This window comes from Halosolutus sp. YCN4, from assembly GCF_059736495.1.
Map to the genome: position 1 here is coordinate 248,050 of NZ_JCASSM010000003.1, position 13,078 is coordinate 261,127.

Consider the following 13,078-nt stretch of genomic DNA (forward strand, 5'->3'; position numbering starts at 1 on the left):
CCGCTGCTACGGCGTCGATCGGCAAAACAACGGGGCCTCCATACGTCGAGCCGTGCGACCGGCCGTCGCGAACGCCGGTTCGTCCGATCGGTTCGCGACGGCCGACCGCGTCGACTCACGCGCCGGGCGACGGCGATCAGCCGGACCCTTACTTGAGACGTTCCTGCAGGAACGACGGGTGGGCCGCCGTGACGCCCTCGATCTCGAGCAGTTCGTTGGCGATGATGTCGCCGACCTCGTCGCCGTCGGCCGCGCGCACTTCGGCCATCAGCATGTGGTCGCCGCTGGAACTGTACAGCGCCTCGATCTCGTCGAGGGCCTTCAGCGCCTTCGTCGCCTCGACGTAGCGTTCACTCGCGACGTCGATTCCGACGAGCGCGATGGTCTTGCTCGAGAGCTTCTTCGGGTCGACGTCGGCCGAGTAGCCGACGATGACGCCCTCGTCCTCGAGCTGGTTGATGTACTTCCGGACCGTCGGCTTCGAGACGTTCGCCCGATCCGCGATCTCCGCGTAGGAGGCCTGGGCATCCTCTTCGAGAACTTCGAGGATGCGATCTTCCGTCGCCTGGGTACTCATGGTATACAGTTTTGCTCCGGCGGGAAAATATCTTTTGTATACGAAAACGTCGGATTCCCTGACCGAAGCGGTCGGCTCGCGGCCGATCGCCGGGTTTATTCGCCCGCCTCGCCGACAGCAGACGATGGTCGACGTGAACCTCCTGCTGGGCGTCTTCTGGGTTCTCTGTGGCCTCATCATCCTCGTTCCGGCCGTGCTGATCGCGTTCGGCGGCCGCGCGGACCTCCACATGCACTACGACGACGACGTCGACCCCGAGTACGTCTCCCGCCGGGCCGGAACGACGGCGGTCCTCATGGGCGTGATCGTGACCGGGTTCGGCGTCCACCAGGCCCTGTACGGCTATTCGGAGGCGCTGTTCGGCGGGATGCTCGTCTCCCTGCTCGTTTTGAGTTCGCTCACCAAGCGGTTCGCACAGGGGTGGGGGTACAACCCCGAGGACGAAGGGCAGTGATCGACCCGACCCGCCGCCGACGAACCGACGCGCCGTTTTGCTGATTCTCGAGCACGGCGGCACTGCTCGCCACTCCCGATCCGCTATTCGCACGGCCGACTGGGAGGGATGGTGATGGTGGGCTCTCGGCAACGGGGACGAGCCGAAAAAACGGATACCGCAGGGTCGAGATGAGCCGCGACGGATCGACGGCCTACGTGTGCCGATCGAGCAGGTCGTAGCTCCGTTCCCACTCGGCGTCGTCGTCGAAGTAGCGTTCGGCGACCGGCTGGTCGGGCAGTTCGCCGACGGCCCGCTTCTCCTCCTGGTAGGACGGGCGGTCCTCGTCAACGTAGTACCGGCCCGTGAGGACGGTGCCCTCGTTGAGGACGTCCTCGGTCTCGTACATCATCTCGGCCGCCTCGCGGCGGTCGGTGACGTCGAAGTCGTAGTCGTCGGACTCCTGGACGTCGATGTAGGGGACGTACTGGCGGGCGTCCTTGTTCCAGGTGGGACACTGGGTCAGGAAGTCGACGTGGGCGAAGCCGTCGTGTTCGATCGCTTCCGCGATGATCTCCTTGGCCTGGTTGGGGTTGACGGCGGCCGTGCGGGCGATGTAGCTCGCGCCGGCGTTCAGCGACATCGACAGCGGCCGCAGCGGCGTCTTCGCGCTGCCGGACGGCTGGGTCTTGGACTTGTGGCCCTTCGGACTGGTGGGCGAGGTCTGGCCCTTCGTCAGGCCGAAGATCTCGTTGTTGAACACGATGTAGGTGATGTCGTGGTTCTCGCGGGCCGTGTGGATCCAGTGGTTACCGCCGATCCCGTATCCGTCGCCGTCCCCACCCGCGGCGATGACCTCGAGTTCGGGGTTGGCGAGTTTGGCCGCGCGGGCGACCGGGAGCGATCGGCCGTGGATCGTGTGGAAGCCGTACGTGTCGAGGTAGCTGTTCAGTTTGCCGGAACAGCCGATCCCGGTGACGGTCAGGACCTCCTCGGGGTTCTTGCCGACTTCGGGCAGGGCCTGCTTCAGCGACTTCAGGACGCCGAAGTCGCCACAGCCCGGACACCAGGTCGGCTGCGGTTCGACACCGGGCGTGAACTCGTCCCGGTCGATCTCTCGTTCTTCACCGATTGCGTTGAATGCACTCATGGTCAGTCACCTGCGGCGGGTTCGATTCGGACCTGGGCGGTCGGCTGGCGGTCCTCGTCGGCGAGGTTGACCTCGTACCCCTCGACGACCTCGGCCGGTTCGAAGGGGTTGCCGTTGTACTTGAGCAGGCTGGTCATCTTGTCGCCGAAGCGGCCGAGTTCCTTCTGGATGAGCCCGCGGAACTGGGCGGTCGCGTTCATCTCGACGACCATCGCCTCGTCGACGCTCTCTAAGAACTCCGTCACTTCCGATTCGGCGAACGGCATCATGTCGGAGACGCTCAGTCCCTTGACGGAGTGACCGTTCTCGTTGAGTCGTTCGACGGCCTCCTCGACGGCACCCTGGGAGGAGCCCCACGTGATGATGCCGTAGTCGGCGGTCTCGTCGCCGAAGTAGGTCTGGTTCGAGGGGCGTTCCTCGTCGAGTTCCTCGCGGATGGCGTCGAGTTTCTCGAGGCGGCGGTCCATCTGGAAGACGCGGTTGTCCGGGTCCTCGCTGATGTGCCCGACCGGCGAGTGCTCGTTGCCGGTCGCGAGGTAGCGCCCGCCCTTCTGACCGGGGAGCGATCGCGGCGCGACGCCGTTCTCGGCGTCCGCGTAGTTGAACCGCTTGAACTTCCCGGAGTTGTCGTGGGCCGCCTCCTTGAGTTCCTCCTCGGTCAGCGTCGAGCCGAGTCCCGGTTCGGGTTCGCGATCGAAGAACTCGACGTCGACGTTGGTGTTCTCGCCGGAGAGCTTCTGGTCGTAGATGACGATCGTCGGGATCTGGTACTCCCAGGCGATGTCGAACGCGAGGCGGGTCTGCTCGTAGGCCTCCTCGATGTTCCCCGGCGCGAAGACGACCCGCGAGGAGTCGCCCTGGCTCGTGTAGAGGACGAACTCGAGGTCGCCCTGCTCGGGCTTGGTGGGCATCCCGGTCGAGGGACCGGCCCGCATCGACTCGACGAGGACGAGCGGCGTCTCGGTCATCTCCGCCAGGCCGAGTGGTTCGCTCATCAGCGCGAAGCCACCCCCGGAAGAGCCGGACATGGCCTTCACGCCGGCGTGGCTCGCACCGACGGCGAGCGCGGCGGCGGCGATCTCGTCTTCGACCTGTTCGGAGACGCCCCCGATGTCGGGGAAGTTCTGCGTGAGGATCGTAAAGACGTCCGTCCACGGCGTCATCGGGTAGCCGGCGATGAACCGGCAACCGCCGTCGATCGCGCCGTAGGCGATCGCGTTCGAACCGGACAGCAGCGCCTGCTCGGTCTCGTGAGAGCCCTCGGGCGCTCGCAGGTCGTGCTCGAACTCGTACTCCGCTTTCGTCGTCTCGTAGGCCTCGTGGAGGATCTCGAGGTTCGACTCGAGGACGTCGCCCGACATGGCGTCGGACATCAGGTCCTCGATGTGCTCGAGTTCCATGTCCAGCAGTGCCGCCGTAACTCCCACGCCGGCGGTGTTGCGCATGACCTCGCGGCCGTGTTCCTTCGCGAGGCCGCGCAGATCCATCGGGAACACGTGCCAGTTGTTCTCCTCGGCACGCTCCTCCAGATCGAGGTCCGCGACGTCCTCCTCGCTGATGAGACCCTCGTCGTAGACGATGATCCCGCCCTCCCGGAGGTCGTCCAGGTTCTCGGAGAGGGGTTTGATCTCCTCGTTGCCGTAGTAGGCCTCCTCCTGCGGGTTGCGGGCGAACGAGTCACCCAGCGAGAGCAGGAAGTTGTAGCCGTCTCCCCGTGACTGTACCTCGTGCCCTGCGGCCCGGATCTCGACGTACGTGTGGCCGCCACGAATCCGCGATGGATAGTGACGGTGTGTGAATACGTCGAGCCCCGAGCGCATCAGCGCCTTTGCGAAATTCTGGCTCGTCGAGTCGATTCCGTCGCCGGAACCCCCCGCGATTCGCCAGATGAGTTCGTCGTCGCTCATGGGTAGATCTGTGGCCTGTGGCCACCAGTATCCAGAGTTTCGTTCTACCGAACCTAAAGCCTTTGCTATACATTACCATGCATCGATCGTGAAGAATGAACAACCATCCACTTTACCAGAGTGTCCGTTTTGGTTTGTATGGAAAATTCATGCTAGACCGGACACTATCCGCTATTCGTCGCCGACAGACGGTGAACACGATCGCCACGTCCGTCAGTCTCGCACGGACGGGCGCATCGGCACCCTTTATGCCGCCGTTGTGTTATTGACTGGCATGGCCTACATCGTCAGGATGCCGAAACTGGGTCTCGAGATGGAACGCGGGGAGTTGCTCGCGTGGGAAGTCGACGACGGAGCGACCGTCGAAGAGGGAGACGTCATCGCGGAGGTCGAATCCGAGAAGAGCGTCGCCGAGGTCGAGGCCCGGGAGGACGGCGTCCTCCGACGAACGTACCTCGAAGAAGGGGAGTCGGTCCCGCCCGGAACTCCCATCGGCATCGTCGCGCCCGCCGACGCGGAGGTCGCCGACCTCGAGGCGGAAGCGGAGGCCGATCTGACGGCCGAAAGTGAGGCGGCGGCGACACCGCAGGCGTCCGGGACGACCGCCACCCAGGAGACGAGCGATCGCGCCGAACCGGAATCCGATCGCCTCTCGGACGAGGTCAAAGCGTCCCCGCGTGCCAGAGACCGCGCCGACGCGCTCGGCGTCGACCTGTCGACCGTCGAGGGAACCGGCTACCAGGGCTCGATCACCGAAGAGGACGTCGAGGAAGCGGCGTCAGGGGCGGCCGACGAAGCCGACGTCGACGCGTCACCCCGGGCGCGAAAACGCGCGGAGGAACTTGACGTCGACCTGTCGGCCGTCGAGGGAACCGGCTACCAGGGTGCGATCACCGAGGAGGACGTCGAGGAAGCAGCGTCCGGGGCGGCCGACGCGGCCGGGCCGACCCCCGCTGAGACGCGATCGTTCGGCGGGATGCGCAAGACGATCGCCAGACGGCTGGGCGAGAGCTACCGGGACGCCGTCCACGTCACGGTCCACCGCACGGCGGACGCCGAGGCCCTGTTCACCGCGACGGACGCCGCGGACGAGGCGCTCGACGCGGACGTCTCCGTTCAGGACGTGCTGTTGCTCGCCGTGTCGGCGGCCCTCGACGACCACCCGGCGTTCAACGCGACGTTCGAGGACGAGGTCCACCGCCTCTGGGCGGACCACAACCTCGGGATCGCCGTGGACGTCGACGACGGCCTCATCGCGCCGGTCCTGCCCGATGTCGGGGGAAAGTCCCTCGAGACGATCGCGACGGAGCGACGCGACCTCGTCGGGCGGGCGCTCGAGGGCGAGTACACGATGGACGACCTGCGCGGCGGGACGTTCACGGTGACGAACCTCGGCGTGCTCGGAGTCGAGTCGTTCGATCCGATCATCAATCCGCCCCAGGTCGCCATCCTCGGCGTGAACGCCGTCTCGGAATCCCCCGTCCGCGGGCCGAACGACGAGGTGCGATGGCATCGCCACCTTCCGCTCGATCTCACGTTCGATCACCGGATCGTCGACGGGGCCGACGCCGCGAGGTTCCTCGAGACGCTCGTCGGGTACGTCGAGGAGCCGTGGCCGTTGCTCCCCGACGGGGTCGAGGCCGGAGCAGAGAGTCGATCGGGCGCCGCCGGCGAGACCGAAATGCCCGATCGGACCGTCACCGCGCACAACCCGGGGGGCATGGCCGGGACGATCGAGGCCGGATCGTTCGCGTGGGACTTCGACGAACCCGAGGACGCGGGCGGGACGGAGACGGGACCGACCCCGGTCGACGTCTTCCTCGGCGGACTGGCCGCCTGCCTGTCGCTGAGCGTGCGGTTCCAGGCGGAAAAGCGCGACGCGCCGATCGAGGCGATCGACGTGACCACCGACGCCGAACCCGACCACGGCGCCGTCGACCGGATCGAGGCGACGGTCCGACTCGAGACCGACGCCGACGAGGAGACGGTCGATCGCATCGTCGACCTCGGCGAACGCGGCTGTCACGTCTCGCAGGTCCTCCGTGACGATCTGCCGCTGGAGATCACGTGGGAGCGCGCCTGACGGGGCCGCGTCCGTCGATCACTCGGGACCGGTCCGTTCGGGCGTCGGGATCGCGTCGACGGTTACCGTGCGTTCGAAGACCGACTCCCGCTCGCCCGCCGGCGAGGTGCCTATCGTAGCGACTGAAACGAGTCACACACTGATCGCAACGCCGTCCTGCGATCAGGTGTGCAGTGACGTTCAGTCGCTGCTATAGTCCTCGATCGTCGAAGTCGGTTCGGTCCCCTCGGCCACGAGCGCACCGGCGTCGGCCCCGGCCGAGAGCGTCGCGTCGACGTCGACGAGTCGGGGCCCCTCGGGAACCGGTGTGAGGGCGACGGTCGCGTCGGTGAGTTCCAGTTCGCGCTCGCCGTCCGCCCCGACGACCCCGTCGGGGACGTCGAACCGGGTGGTCTCGTCCCAGTCGAGTCGATCGACGGACGCGACTCCGATCGTCGCGGTAACGCCGGGAGCGAGCACCGCCCGAACGGTCCGCGGCGCGTCGGCGGGATCGGCCAGTCGGAGCGCGACGCCGCCGGGATCGGAGGGTGCGACGCGTTCCACCGCGCCCGCGACGGCCGCGAGGCCGACGTCACCCGGGTGGGCCCGCGAGACGACGCCGCCGCGCAGATCGGTCGGATCGAGGAGCGCCCGCGTCCCGACGAACGATCGCGAGGACACCTCGGCCGAGGCGAGCGCCGACAGGGTCCGTTCGCCGGTCTTCGTCTCGGCGCTCGCTTCGACCATCCCGTGGCGCGTGGTTACGTCGGCCGCCGGAACGGCCTCCGTCGCGATCAGGGCCGCCGCGACGCCCGCGAGGGTGCCGTCGACGGCCGTCGGGACGACGTTGTTCGTCCCCGTCGAGACGGCGATCACCGGCACTTCACCGATCTCGCTCGCGACGTCGCGGGTCGTACCGTCGCCGCCGAGGACGACGACCGCCGCGACTCCGTCCTCGCGAAACCGGGCCGCGGCCCGACGGGTGTCGGTCGCCGACTTCTCGACCGGCATCTCGAGGACGCTCGCGTCCACTGCCTCGGGCGACTCCTCGATCGCGTGGTCGGCGATCCCCGATCGGTCCGGCATGATCCGGACCGTCGGCGGATCGCTCGTCGCGGCCAGACCGTCGAGCACGCACTCGGCGACCCGGCGCTTCGCGTAGTTGTCGACGACGGTGGCGCCGCCGGTGAGGCGGCGGACGTCCCGGCCGGCGGCGGGGTTGACGATCAGTCCAACGCGGGACACGAGTCGTCAGGCCACCCGCTCGATCGCCTCGCGGACGTCCTCGCCGCCCGGCAGGACCTCCTGTTCGAGGGGCGGACTGAACGGCATGTGCGTGTCGGGCGTCCCGACCCGCTGGATGGGTGCGTCGAGGCTGAAGAACGCCTCCTCCTGGACGCGCGCGACGATCTCCGCGTGGGTACCGTACGAGAGCGGGCTCTCGTCGGCGACGATGAGCCGACCGGTCTTCTCGACGCTCTCGACGATCGTCTCGGTGTCGAGTGGGTACAGCGATCGGGCGTCGATCACCTCGACGTCGACGTCGTCGGCGATGCTCTCGGCGGTCTGTAAGCTCTCGCCGACGAGACGCTGGGTCGCGACGACCGTGACGTCGTCACCCTCGCGCTCGATCGCGGCCTCACCGATCGGGACCGTGAAGTCCTCGTCGGTCGGCACCGCGCCCTGCTGCTCGTAGATCATCTTGTTCTCGAAGACGAAGACGGGGTCGTTCGATCGGATGGCCGCCTTCGTCAGCCCCTTTGCGGCCGCGGCGGTGCCGGGTGCCACGGCCTTCAGGCCGGGGAAGTGCGCGATCCAGGTGTGGATCGTCCCCGAGTGCTGGCTCGCGGCCCCCATGCCGCCGCCCTCGGTGGTCCGGACGGTGACCGGCATCTCGGCCTTCCCGCCGAACATGTAGCGCATCTTCGCCATCTGGTTCATGATCTGTTCCATCGAGACCCCGGCGAAGTCCGAGAACATGAGTTCGACGACCGGCCGGGTGCCCGTCGCCGCGGCACCCGTCGCCGCGCCCATGAAGCCGGCCTCGCTGATCGGCGTGTCGCGGACGCGCTCGTCGCCGAAGTCCTCCCAGAGGTCGCCGGTCACTTCGAGGACGCCGCCGAAGCGGCCGATGTCCTCGCCCATGAGGTAGACGTCCTCGTCGCGATCGAGTTCTTCGCGGAGGGCCTGCCGGATGGCCTCCCGGACGGTCATCGTCTCCGTTTCGGTCTCGAGTTCTCGCTCGGGTTCTGCGTGTGCAGTCATCGTCGGTCACCTCCCTGACGGCCGCCGTCGGAGCGATGCTCCGACGAGGATCGCTCACCACCGTCGGAACTACGTGCCGACGAGGCTCGCGAACCAGCGGTTCGCTCGCCACCGTCGGGTCTCGCCCTCGCGGCGGACGCGAAGCGTTCGATCTCCGGTGGCATCTCCGCGAACATGTCGTCGTAGGCCTCGTCCGGCGTCGGCTGCTCGGCCTCCTGGGCGTACTCGATCGCGGCCTCGATCTCGGCCTCGACCTCAGCCTGCAGGTCGTCGAACTCCTCCTCGGTCAGTTCGCCCCGATCGATCAGCCGTTCTTTGAAGGAGTCGATCGGGTCCCGGTCCATCCAGCGCTGGATCTCCGCGTCGTCCCGGTAGGGTTCCTCGTCACCCTCGTAGTGGCCGCGGTAGCGATAGGTCTCGGCCTCGACGAGCGTCGGCCCCTCGCCCGCGGTCGCGCGTTCGCGCGCCTCGGCGACGCCCTCTTCGACCGCGGTGATGTCCATCCCGTCGACGGTCAGTCCCGGAATGTCGTAGGCCTGTGCCGTGTCGCTCAGGTTGTCGACGTTGTGTTGCTTCTCGACCGGCGTCCCCTCGCCGTACTGGTTGTTCTCGACGACGAAGACCGCCGGCAGGTCCCAGGTCGACGCGAGGTTGATCGCCTCGTGGACCTGTCCCTGCGCGACGGCCCCGTCCCCGAGGAAGCCGACCGCGACCCGATCCTCGTCCTGGTAGTCGATCGACAGCGCCGCACCGGTCGCGAGCGGCGGCCCGGCACCGACGATCCCGTTCGCGCCGAGCATCCCGGCGTCGACGTCCGCGATGTGCATCGAGCCACCCTTGCCGTTGCAGTAGCCCTCGGCCTTGCCGTAGAGTTCGGCCATCATGTACTTCGGGTCGAGTCCCTTCGCGATGCAGTGGCCGTGGCCGCGGTGTGTGCTCGCGATGTAGTCGTCGGGATCGAGCGCCGCACACGTCCCGACGCCGACCGCCTCCTCCCCGATGTAGAGGTGTACGAACCCCGGTATTTCGCCGTCTGCGAACCGATCCCCTGCCTCCTCGTCGAACGCGCGGATAGTTAGCATCCGACGCAGTGCTTCCAGCCGTCCAGCCGTGCTGTGTATGTCAAAGTCTGCCATATCGGCAGAGGAGAGTACCACGAGTCCCGCAATAAGTGCTAGCACCCATCATGGGGTGGTACAACGGAAGTATCTCTGTGACCAGCCGAATTCAGGTTCGAGAGAACGAAATTCGCGATCGACCGGACTAACGGTCGCGGGGAACGACCTGCGAATCCGCGTCCCTTGAGGGACGTGACTGCACGTCTCACGTCTCCGATCGCTGGAGGAGCACCCGGAGCCGCCTGATCCGTTCGTGCGTCGGCGGGTTCGGCGTACGTCGGCGACTGACGGCGTCGGAGCGAGCCGTCGAGCCGCTACTCGTTCCGCGGGTTGCTCGGGTGGTAGTCCGTGTCGTACGTTCCGGGCCGATCGTCGACCCGATCGGGGTTGATGCGGCCCGACAGGAGCATGAAGTCGACGAGCGTCAGGGCGAGCATCGCCTCGACGACGGGTACCCCACGCGGCGGGAGTACGGGGTCGTGCCGGCCGATGACCTGCTCCTCTTTGATCTCGCCGGTCTCCCAGTCGGCCGTCTGCTGGGTCTTCGGGATCGAGGTCGGCGCGTGGAGCGTCACCTCGCCGTAGATCGGCTCTCCCGAACTGATCCCGCCCTGGATGCCGCCGTGGTCGTTCTCCACGGGCGTCGGGTTGCCCTCGTCGTCGAACTCCCAGTCGTCGTTTCGCTCCTTGCCCGTCCACTCCCGGGCCTCGCGCCCGAGGCCGAACTCAAACGCGGTCGTCGCCGGGACCGCCATCATGGCCTGGCCGAGTCGGGCCGAGAGGGAGTCAAAGCGCGGCGCGCCGAGACCGACCGGGACGCCGCGAGCCTCGAAGTAGATCGACCCGCCGATCGAGTCGCCTTCCTCCTGGTAGTCCTCGATGCGGTCTTGCATCCGCCCGGCCGTTTCGGGGTGGGCACAGCGGACGTCGTTCTCCTCGCTGTGTTCGAGCATCTCGTCGAAACTCACCTCGGGGGCCTCGATGTCCCCGATCTGGTTCACGTGGGCCTTGAGTTCGACTCCCTCCCGTTCGAGGAGTTTCTTCGCGATCGCGCCCGCAGCGACCCAGTTGACCGTCTCGCGGGCCGACGAGCGGCCACCGCCGCCCCAGTTTCGCGTCCCGAACTTCGCGGAGTAGGTGAAGTCGCCGTGGGACGGCCGCGGCGCGGTGATGAAGGGTTCGTACTTGCCCGAGCGGGCGTCCTTGTTCTGGATGACCAGCCCGATCGGCGTCCCGGTCGTGTAGCCGTCCTGGATGCCGGACTTGATCGAGACGGCGTCGGGTTCGCCGCGAGAGGTGGTGATCATCGACTGGCCGGGTTTGCGCCGATCGAGATCCGCCTGAATGTCGTCTTCGGACAGTTCGAGGCCGGCCGGACAGCCGGAGACGGTACAGCCCATCGCCTCTCCGTGGCTCTCACCGAAGGTGGTCACCTGGAAGAGACGACCGAAGCGATTGCCGTTCATTAGCGCGTCCTCCGGGACGCGGACACTTATCACTGCAGGATTCCCGCACGATCGGATCCCGCCGGCCACGGTGATGTGATAGTCAGTGACTGCAACGACGATACGACGGTAACAGCGGCTATCGACCTACGTAACTCGCTCTCCCGGGGAGCTACGTACGGTTCCAGTTGCTATCGGTATTCAGCGCAAGCAAGTATGTGTGCGAACTGAACGCTAGAATTTCAATCAGATACCGCTGATGTTCGTTGGACCGTGATGAATACAGTGCGCGTATCGTTCATCGACCGACGCCCTTGCAGCCTCTGCCGGCTTTGCACTGCGTAAAAATATGCTACAGTGCCGCATACAGATGCACGATCTCCCATGGCCGAAGCCAGACCATTCGAGCACAGACAGGTGATCGAGCGGTATCTCGAGGCGTTCAACGAACAAGATGTGGATGCGTTACCGGAGTTGGTAACCGAGGACGTCCTTGTTCAGGGGTTGATCGGTGCCGATGGGGATGTGAACGGTATCGAGGAGTATCGTGAATGGTGGATGGAGACGTTGTCTGGTATCCCTGATGCCCACATCGATGTGGAAGATTACTTCGAGTCCGGGGACAAAGTTGCTGCACGCTGGACCTTCACCGGAACCCAAGAAAACGACCTTTTCGATCTTCCTGCGACGAATCGGTCCTTCGAGATTATCGGCCTGGCGATTTTCCGGATGGAAGACGGGAAGATCGCCGAAAAGAGGTATACGGGAAGATCGCCGAAAAGAGGTATCAACAGGACGATCTCGGCATGCTCCAACAACTTGGCATCGTCGAGGATCGCTAACGGTCTCCCGAACTCTCTTTCCTCCTCGCATACTGATCCCAGCGACAGCCCCGTATTGGGCTCATCAGGACCCTACGGTAGCTTTTCGATCTCCCGTCGGCGATGGCTACACCCTCTGAGTCGGTCACGTCGTTTCTGCCAAGAATCAGGCAGTTTGTATAGTGTGTGCTGAACTCCGGGCGCGAATGTGGTACTCGGGTGAGCGCGATCAGCGTGGCGAGTCGAACGCTCAGTACAGGTCGAGTAGGTAACGGAGCGAAGAACGATCTATCCGAAAGATACCAGAAACTGTGTGCTGAATAGGGAGCATAGATTGAGCAGAGCGGGGGGTTCGTTTGACTATCACTCGTTGGGGATGTCCGCTTCTTCGACCTCGCTTTTGCGAATTTGCTTTACGAGGTTGAGATGCATCAGGTGGAGATGCATTCCGATAGCGTACAGCAACAGCCCCATCCCAACAAAAATCAGGGGGAGGAGGATGGCATTGATTGCACTGCCCACCGATTCGAGATTCTGGGGTAACCGGCCAATTACGGCGATGAGAAAGGCCAAGACGATCACGCCAAGTCCAGCCCGGGAGAATCGAGAGAATTGCCCCAGCTTCTGGAGGCGCAGATTGATATCCTCTATTTGACGGAGTTCACTGTCGTTACTCACACGAAGAGAAACGCGGTCGTCCTCGATATTCTCCCGGCCCGAGCCTGCAAGCCTATTGAATAGACCGGATTCCGATAGGGACTCTCGTTTGTCCCGGCCATTGGCACTCGATGTGATGGTGAGATTGCTGAATTCCCGCTCTGGGCCTTGTTTAGACGCGACCGAGATCGGCGTTAACACTTCGTTCTCAAAGTATGGAACCGCACTGCGAGGTGCTTACCACCGGATTCTGTTCAGTCAAAATGACTCCTGACCCGCTCATCCGGGAGCGTCTAAACAAGGCTCCCGCCCTGTATTCAGCACGACTCGCTGGACATTATCCGAACCTGATAGAAGCTTTGGCGATCACTTTGCACGTCTAGTGTGCGGGTGGTTCACCGGTTTCGACGTGAAACAAACGAAGTCGTCGTGCTGAACTCGTGCTCCGAGTCGGTCATGCTGTTCCTGGCACGAGTCGAGTAGTTCGGACTATCCCTGCTGAACTCACAGCGCGAGTACAGCGCGAACTGACGGATGAATAACGAGGGCCGTGATCGCTCGCTACAGATCCAGATAGGATATTGCAAATTCAGAGATCGTCATCCATCTACCACGATCATCATGTCAGGAAATTATTCTCGAG

Annotated in this window: 11 protein-coding genes; 3 read left to right on the plus strand and 8 right to left on the minus strand. The window is 65.1% G+C overall.

The window, feature by feature from the left end:
* Positions 1-148: 148 nt before the first annotated feature.
* Positions 149-577, minus strand: coding sequence for an HTH-type transcriptional regulator LrpA1 (lrpA1, locus tag AC6I6X_RS11815; protein WP_497930715.1), 429 nt, complete (start codon positions 575-577; stop codon positions 149-151).
* A 124-nt stretch (positions 578-701) separates the two neighbouring features.
* Here lrpA1 and AC6I6X_RS11820 point away from each other — a divergent pair, with 124 nt between their 5' ends.
* Positions 702-1,031, plus strand: coding sequence for a hypothetical protein (locus tag AC6I6X_RS11820; RefSeq protein WP_497930717.1), 330 nt, complete (start codon positions 702-704; stop codon positions 1,029-1,031).
* Positions 1,032-1,224: 193 nt separating this feature from the next.
* Here the strand turns inward: AC6I6X_RS11820 and AC6I6X_RS11825 are convergent, their stop codons facing one another.
* Together AC6I6X_RS11825 and AC6I6X_RS11830 are read right to left on the minus strand one after the other, a co-directional pair.
* Complete coding sequence (locus AC6I6X_RS11825; protein ID WP_497930718.1) at positions 1,225-2,160, minus strand: thiamine pyrophosphate-dependent enzyme; 936 nt, start codon at positions 2,158-2,160, stop codon at positions 1,225-1,227.
* Positions 2,161-2,162: 2 nt separating this feature from the next.
* Positions 2,163-4,067, minus strand: a complete 1,905-nt coding sequence (locus AC6I6X_RS11830; protein WP_497930719.1) for a 2-oxoacid:acceptor oxidoreductase subunit alpha — start codon at positions 4,065-4,067, stop codon at positions 2,163-2,165.
* Between the two features lie 274 nt (positions 4,068-4,341).
* On the opposite strand from AC6I6X_RS11830, the gene AC6I6X_RS11835 reads away from it, so the two are divergent.
* A complete protein-coding gene (locus AC6I6X_RS11835; protein ID WP_497930720.1) occupies positions 4,342-6,150 on the plus strand; it encodes a 2-oxo acid dehydrogenase subunit E2 in 1,809 nt (602 codons plus the stop codon).
* Positions 6,151-6,330: 180 nt separating this feature from the next.
* Here the strand turns inward: AC6I6X_RS11835 and AC6I6X_RS11840 are convergent, their stop codons facing one another.
* The 4 genes from AC6I6X_RS11840 to aroC form a co-directional block, all read right to left on the minus strand.
* On the minus strand, positions 6,331-7,374 hold the full coding sequence (locus AC6I6X_RS11840; RefSeq protein WP_497930721.1) for an NAD(+)/NADH kinase: 1,044 nt from the start codon (positions 7,372-7,374) through the stop codon (positions 6,331-6,333).
* 6 nt (positions 7,375-7,380) lie between these two features.
* Positions 7,381-8,394: an alpha-ketoacid dehydrogenase subunit beta gene (locus tag AC6I6X_RS11845; protein WP_497930722.1), complete on the minus strand. Its 1,014-nt coding sequence runs from the start codon at positions 8,392-8,394 to the stop codon at positions 7,381-7,383.
* Complete coding sequence (locus AC6I6X_RS11850) at positions 8,391-9,530, minus strand: thiamine pyrophosphate-dependent dehydrogenase E1 component subunit alpha (protein WP_497930724.1); 1,140 nt, start codon at positions 9,528-9,530, stop codon at positions 8,391-8,393. The genes AC6I6X_RS11845 and AC6I6X_RS11850 overlap by 4 nt, the downstream gene beginning before the upstream one ends.
* A gap of 296 nt (positions 9,531-9,826) precedes the next feature.
* Positions 9,827-10,978 carry a chorismate synthase gene (gene aroC / locus AC6I6X_RS11855; RefSeq protein WP_497930725.1) on the minus strand — a complete coding sequence of 384 codons (1,152 nt, stop codon included), beginning with the start codon at positions 10,976-10,978 and terminating at the stop codon, positions 9,827-9,829.
* A 363-nt stretch (positions 10,979-11,341) separates the two neighbouring features.
* Between aroC and AC6I6X_RS11860 the strand changes: the two genes are divergently transcribed.
* Positions 11,342-11,971, plus strand: coding sequence for an ester cyclase (locus tag AC6I6X_RS11860; RefSeq protein WP_497930726.1), 630 nt, complete (start codon positions 11,342-11,344; stop codon positions 11,969-11,971).
* 170 nt (positions 11,972-12,141) lie between these two features.
* On the opposite strand, the gene AC6I6X_RS11865 is transcribed toward AC6I6X_RS11860, so the two are convergent.
* Entirely contained in the window at positions 12,142-12,456 is a 315-nt protein-coding gene (locus tag AC6I6X_RS11865) for a hypothetical protein (RefSeq protein WP_497930727.1), read from the minus strand.
* Between the last annotated feature and the right edge of the window lie 622 nt (positions 12,457-13,078).

What these genes read in the sequence shown, in the direction of transcription:
- lrpA1 (WP_497930715.1), bottom strand. Translation starts at nt 577, where the DNA reads ATGAGTACCCAGGCGACGGAAGATCGCATCCTCGAAGTTCTCGAAGAG.
- AC6I6X_RS11820 (WP_497930717.1), top strand. Translation starts at nt 702, where the DNA reads ATGGTCGACGTGAACCTCCTGCTGGGCGTCTTCTGGGTTCTCTGTGGC.
- AC6I6X_RS11825 (WP_497930718.1), bottom strand. Translation starts at nt 2,160, where the DNA reads ATGAGTGCATTCAACGCAATCGGTGAAGAACGAGAGATCGACCGGGAC.
- AC6I6X_RS11830 (WP_497930719.1), bottom strand. Translation starts at nt 4,067, where the DNA reads ATGAGCGACGACGAACTCATCTGGCGAATCGCGGGGGGTTCCGGCGAC.
- AC6I6X_RS11835 (WP_497930720.1), top strand. Translation starts at nt 4,342, where the DNA reads ATGGCCTACATCGTCAGGATGCCGAAACTGGGTCTCGAGATGGAACGC.
- AC6I6X_RS11845 (WP_497930722.1), bottom strand. Translation starts at nt 8,394, where the DNA reads ATGACTGCACACGCAGAACCCGAGCGAGAACTCGAGACCGAAACGGAG.
- AC6I6X_RS11850 (WP_497930724.1), bottom strand. Translation starts at nt 9,530, where the DNA reads ATGGCAGACTTTGACATACACAGCACGGCTGGACGGCTGGAAGCACTG.
- aroC (WP_497930725.1), bottom strand. Translation starts at nt 10,978, where the DNA reads ATGAACGGCAATCGCTTCGGTCGTCTCTTCCAGGTGACCACCTTCGGT.
- AC6I6X_RS11860 (WP_497930726.1), top strand. Translation starts at nt 11,342, where the DNA reads ATGGCCGAAGCCAGACCATTCGAGCACAGACAGGTGATCGAGCGGTAT.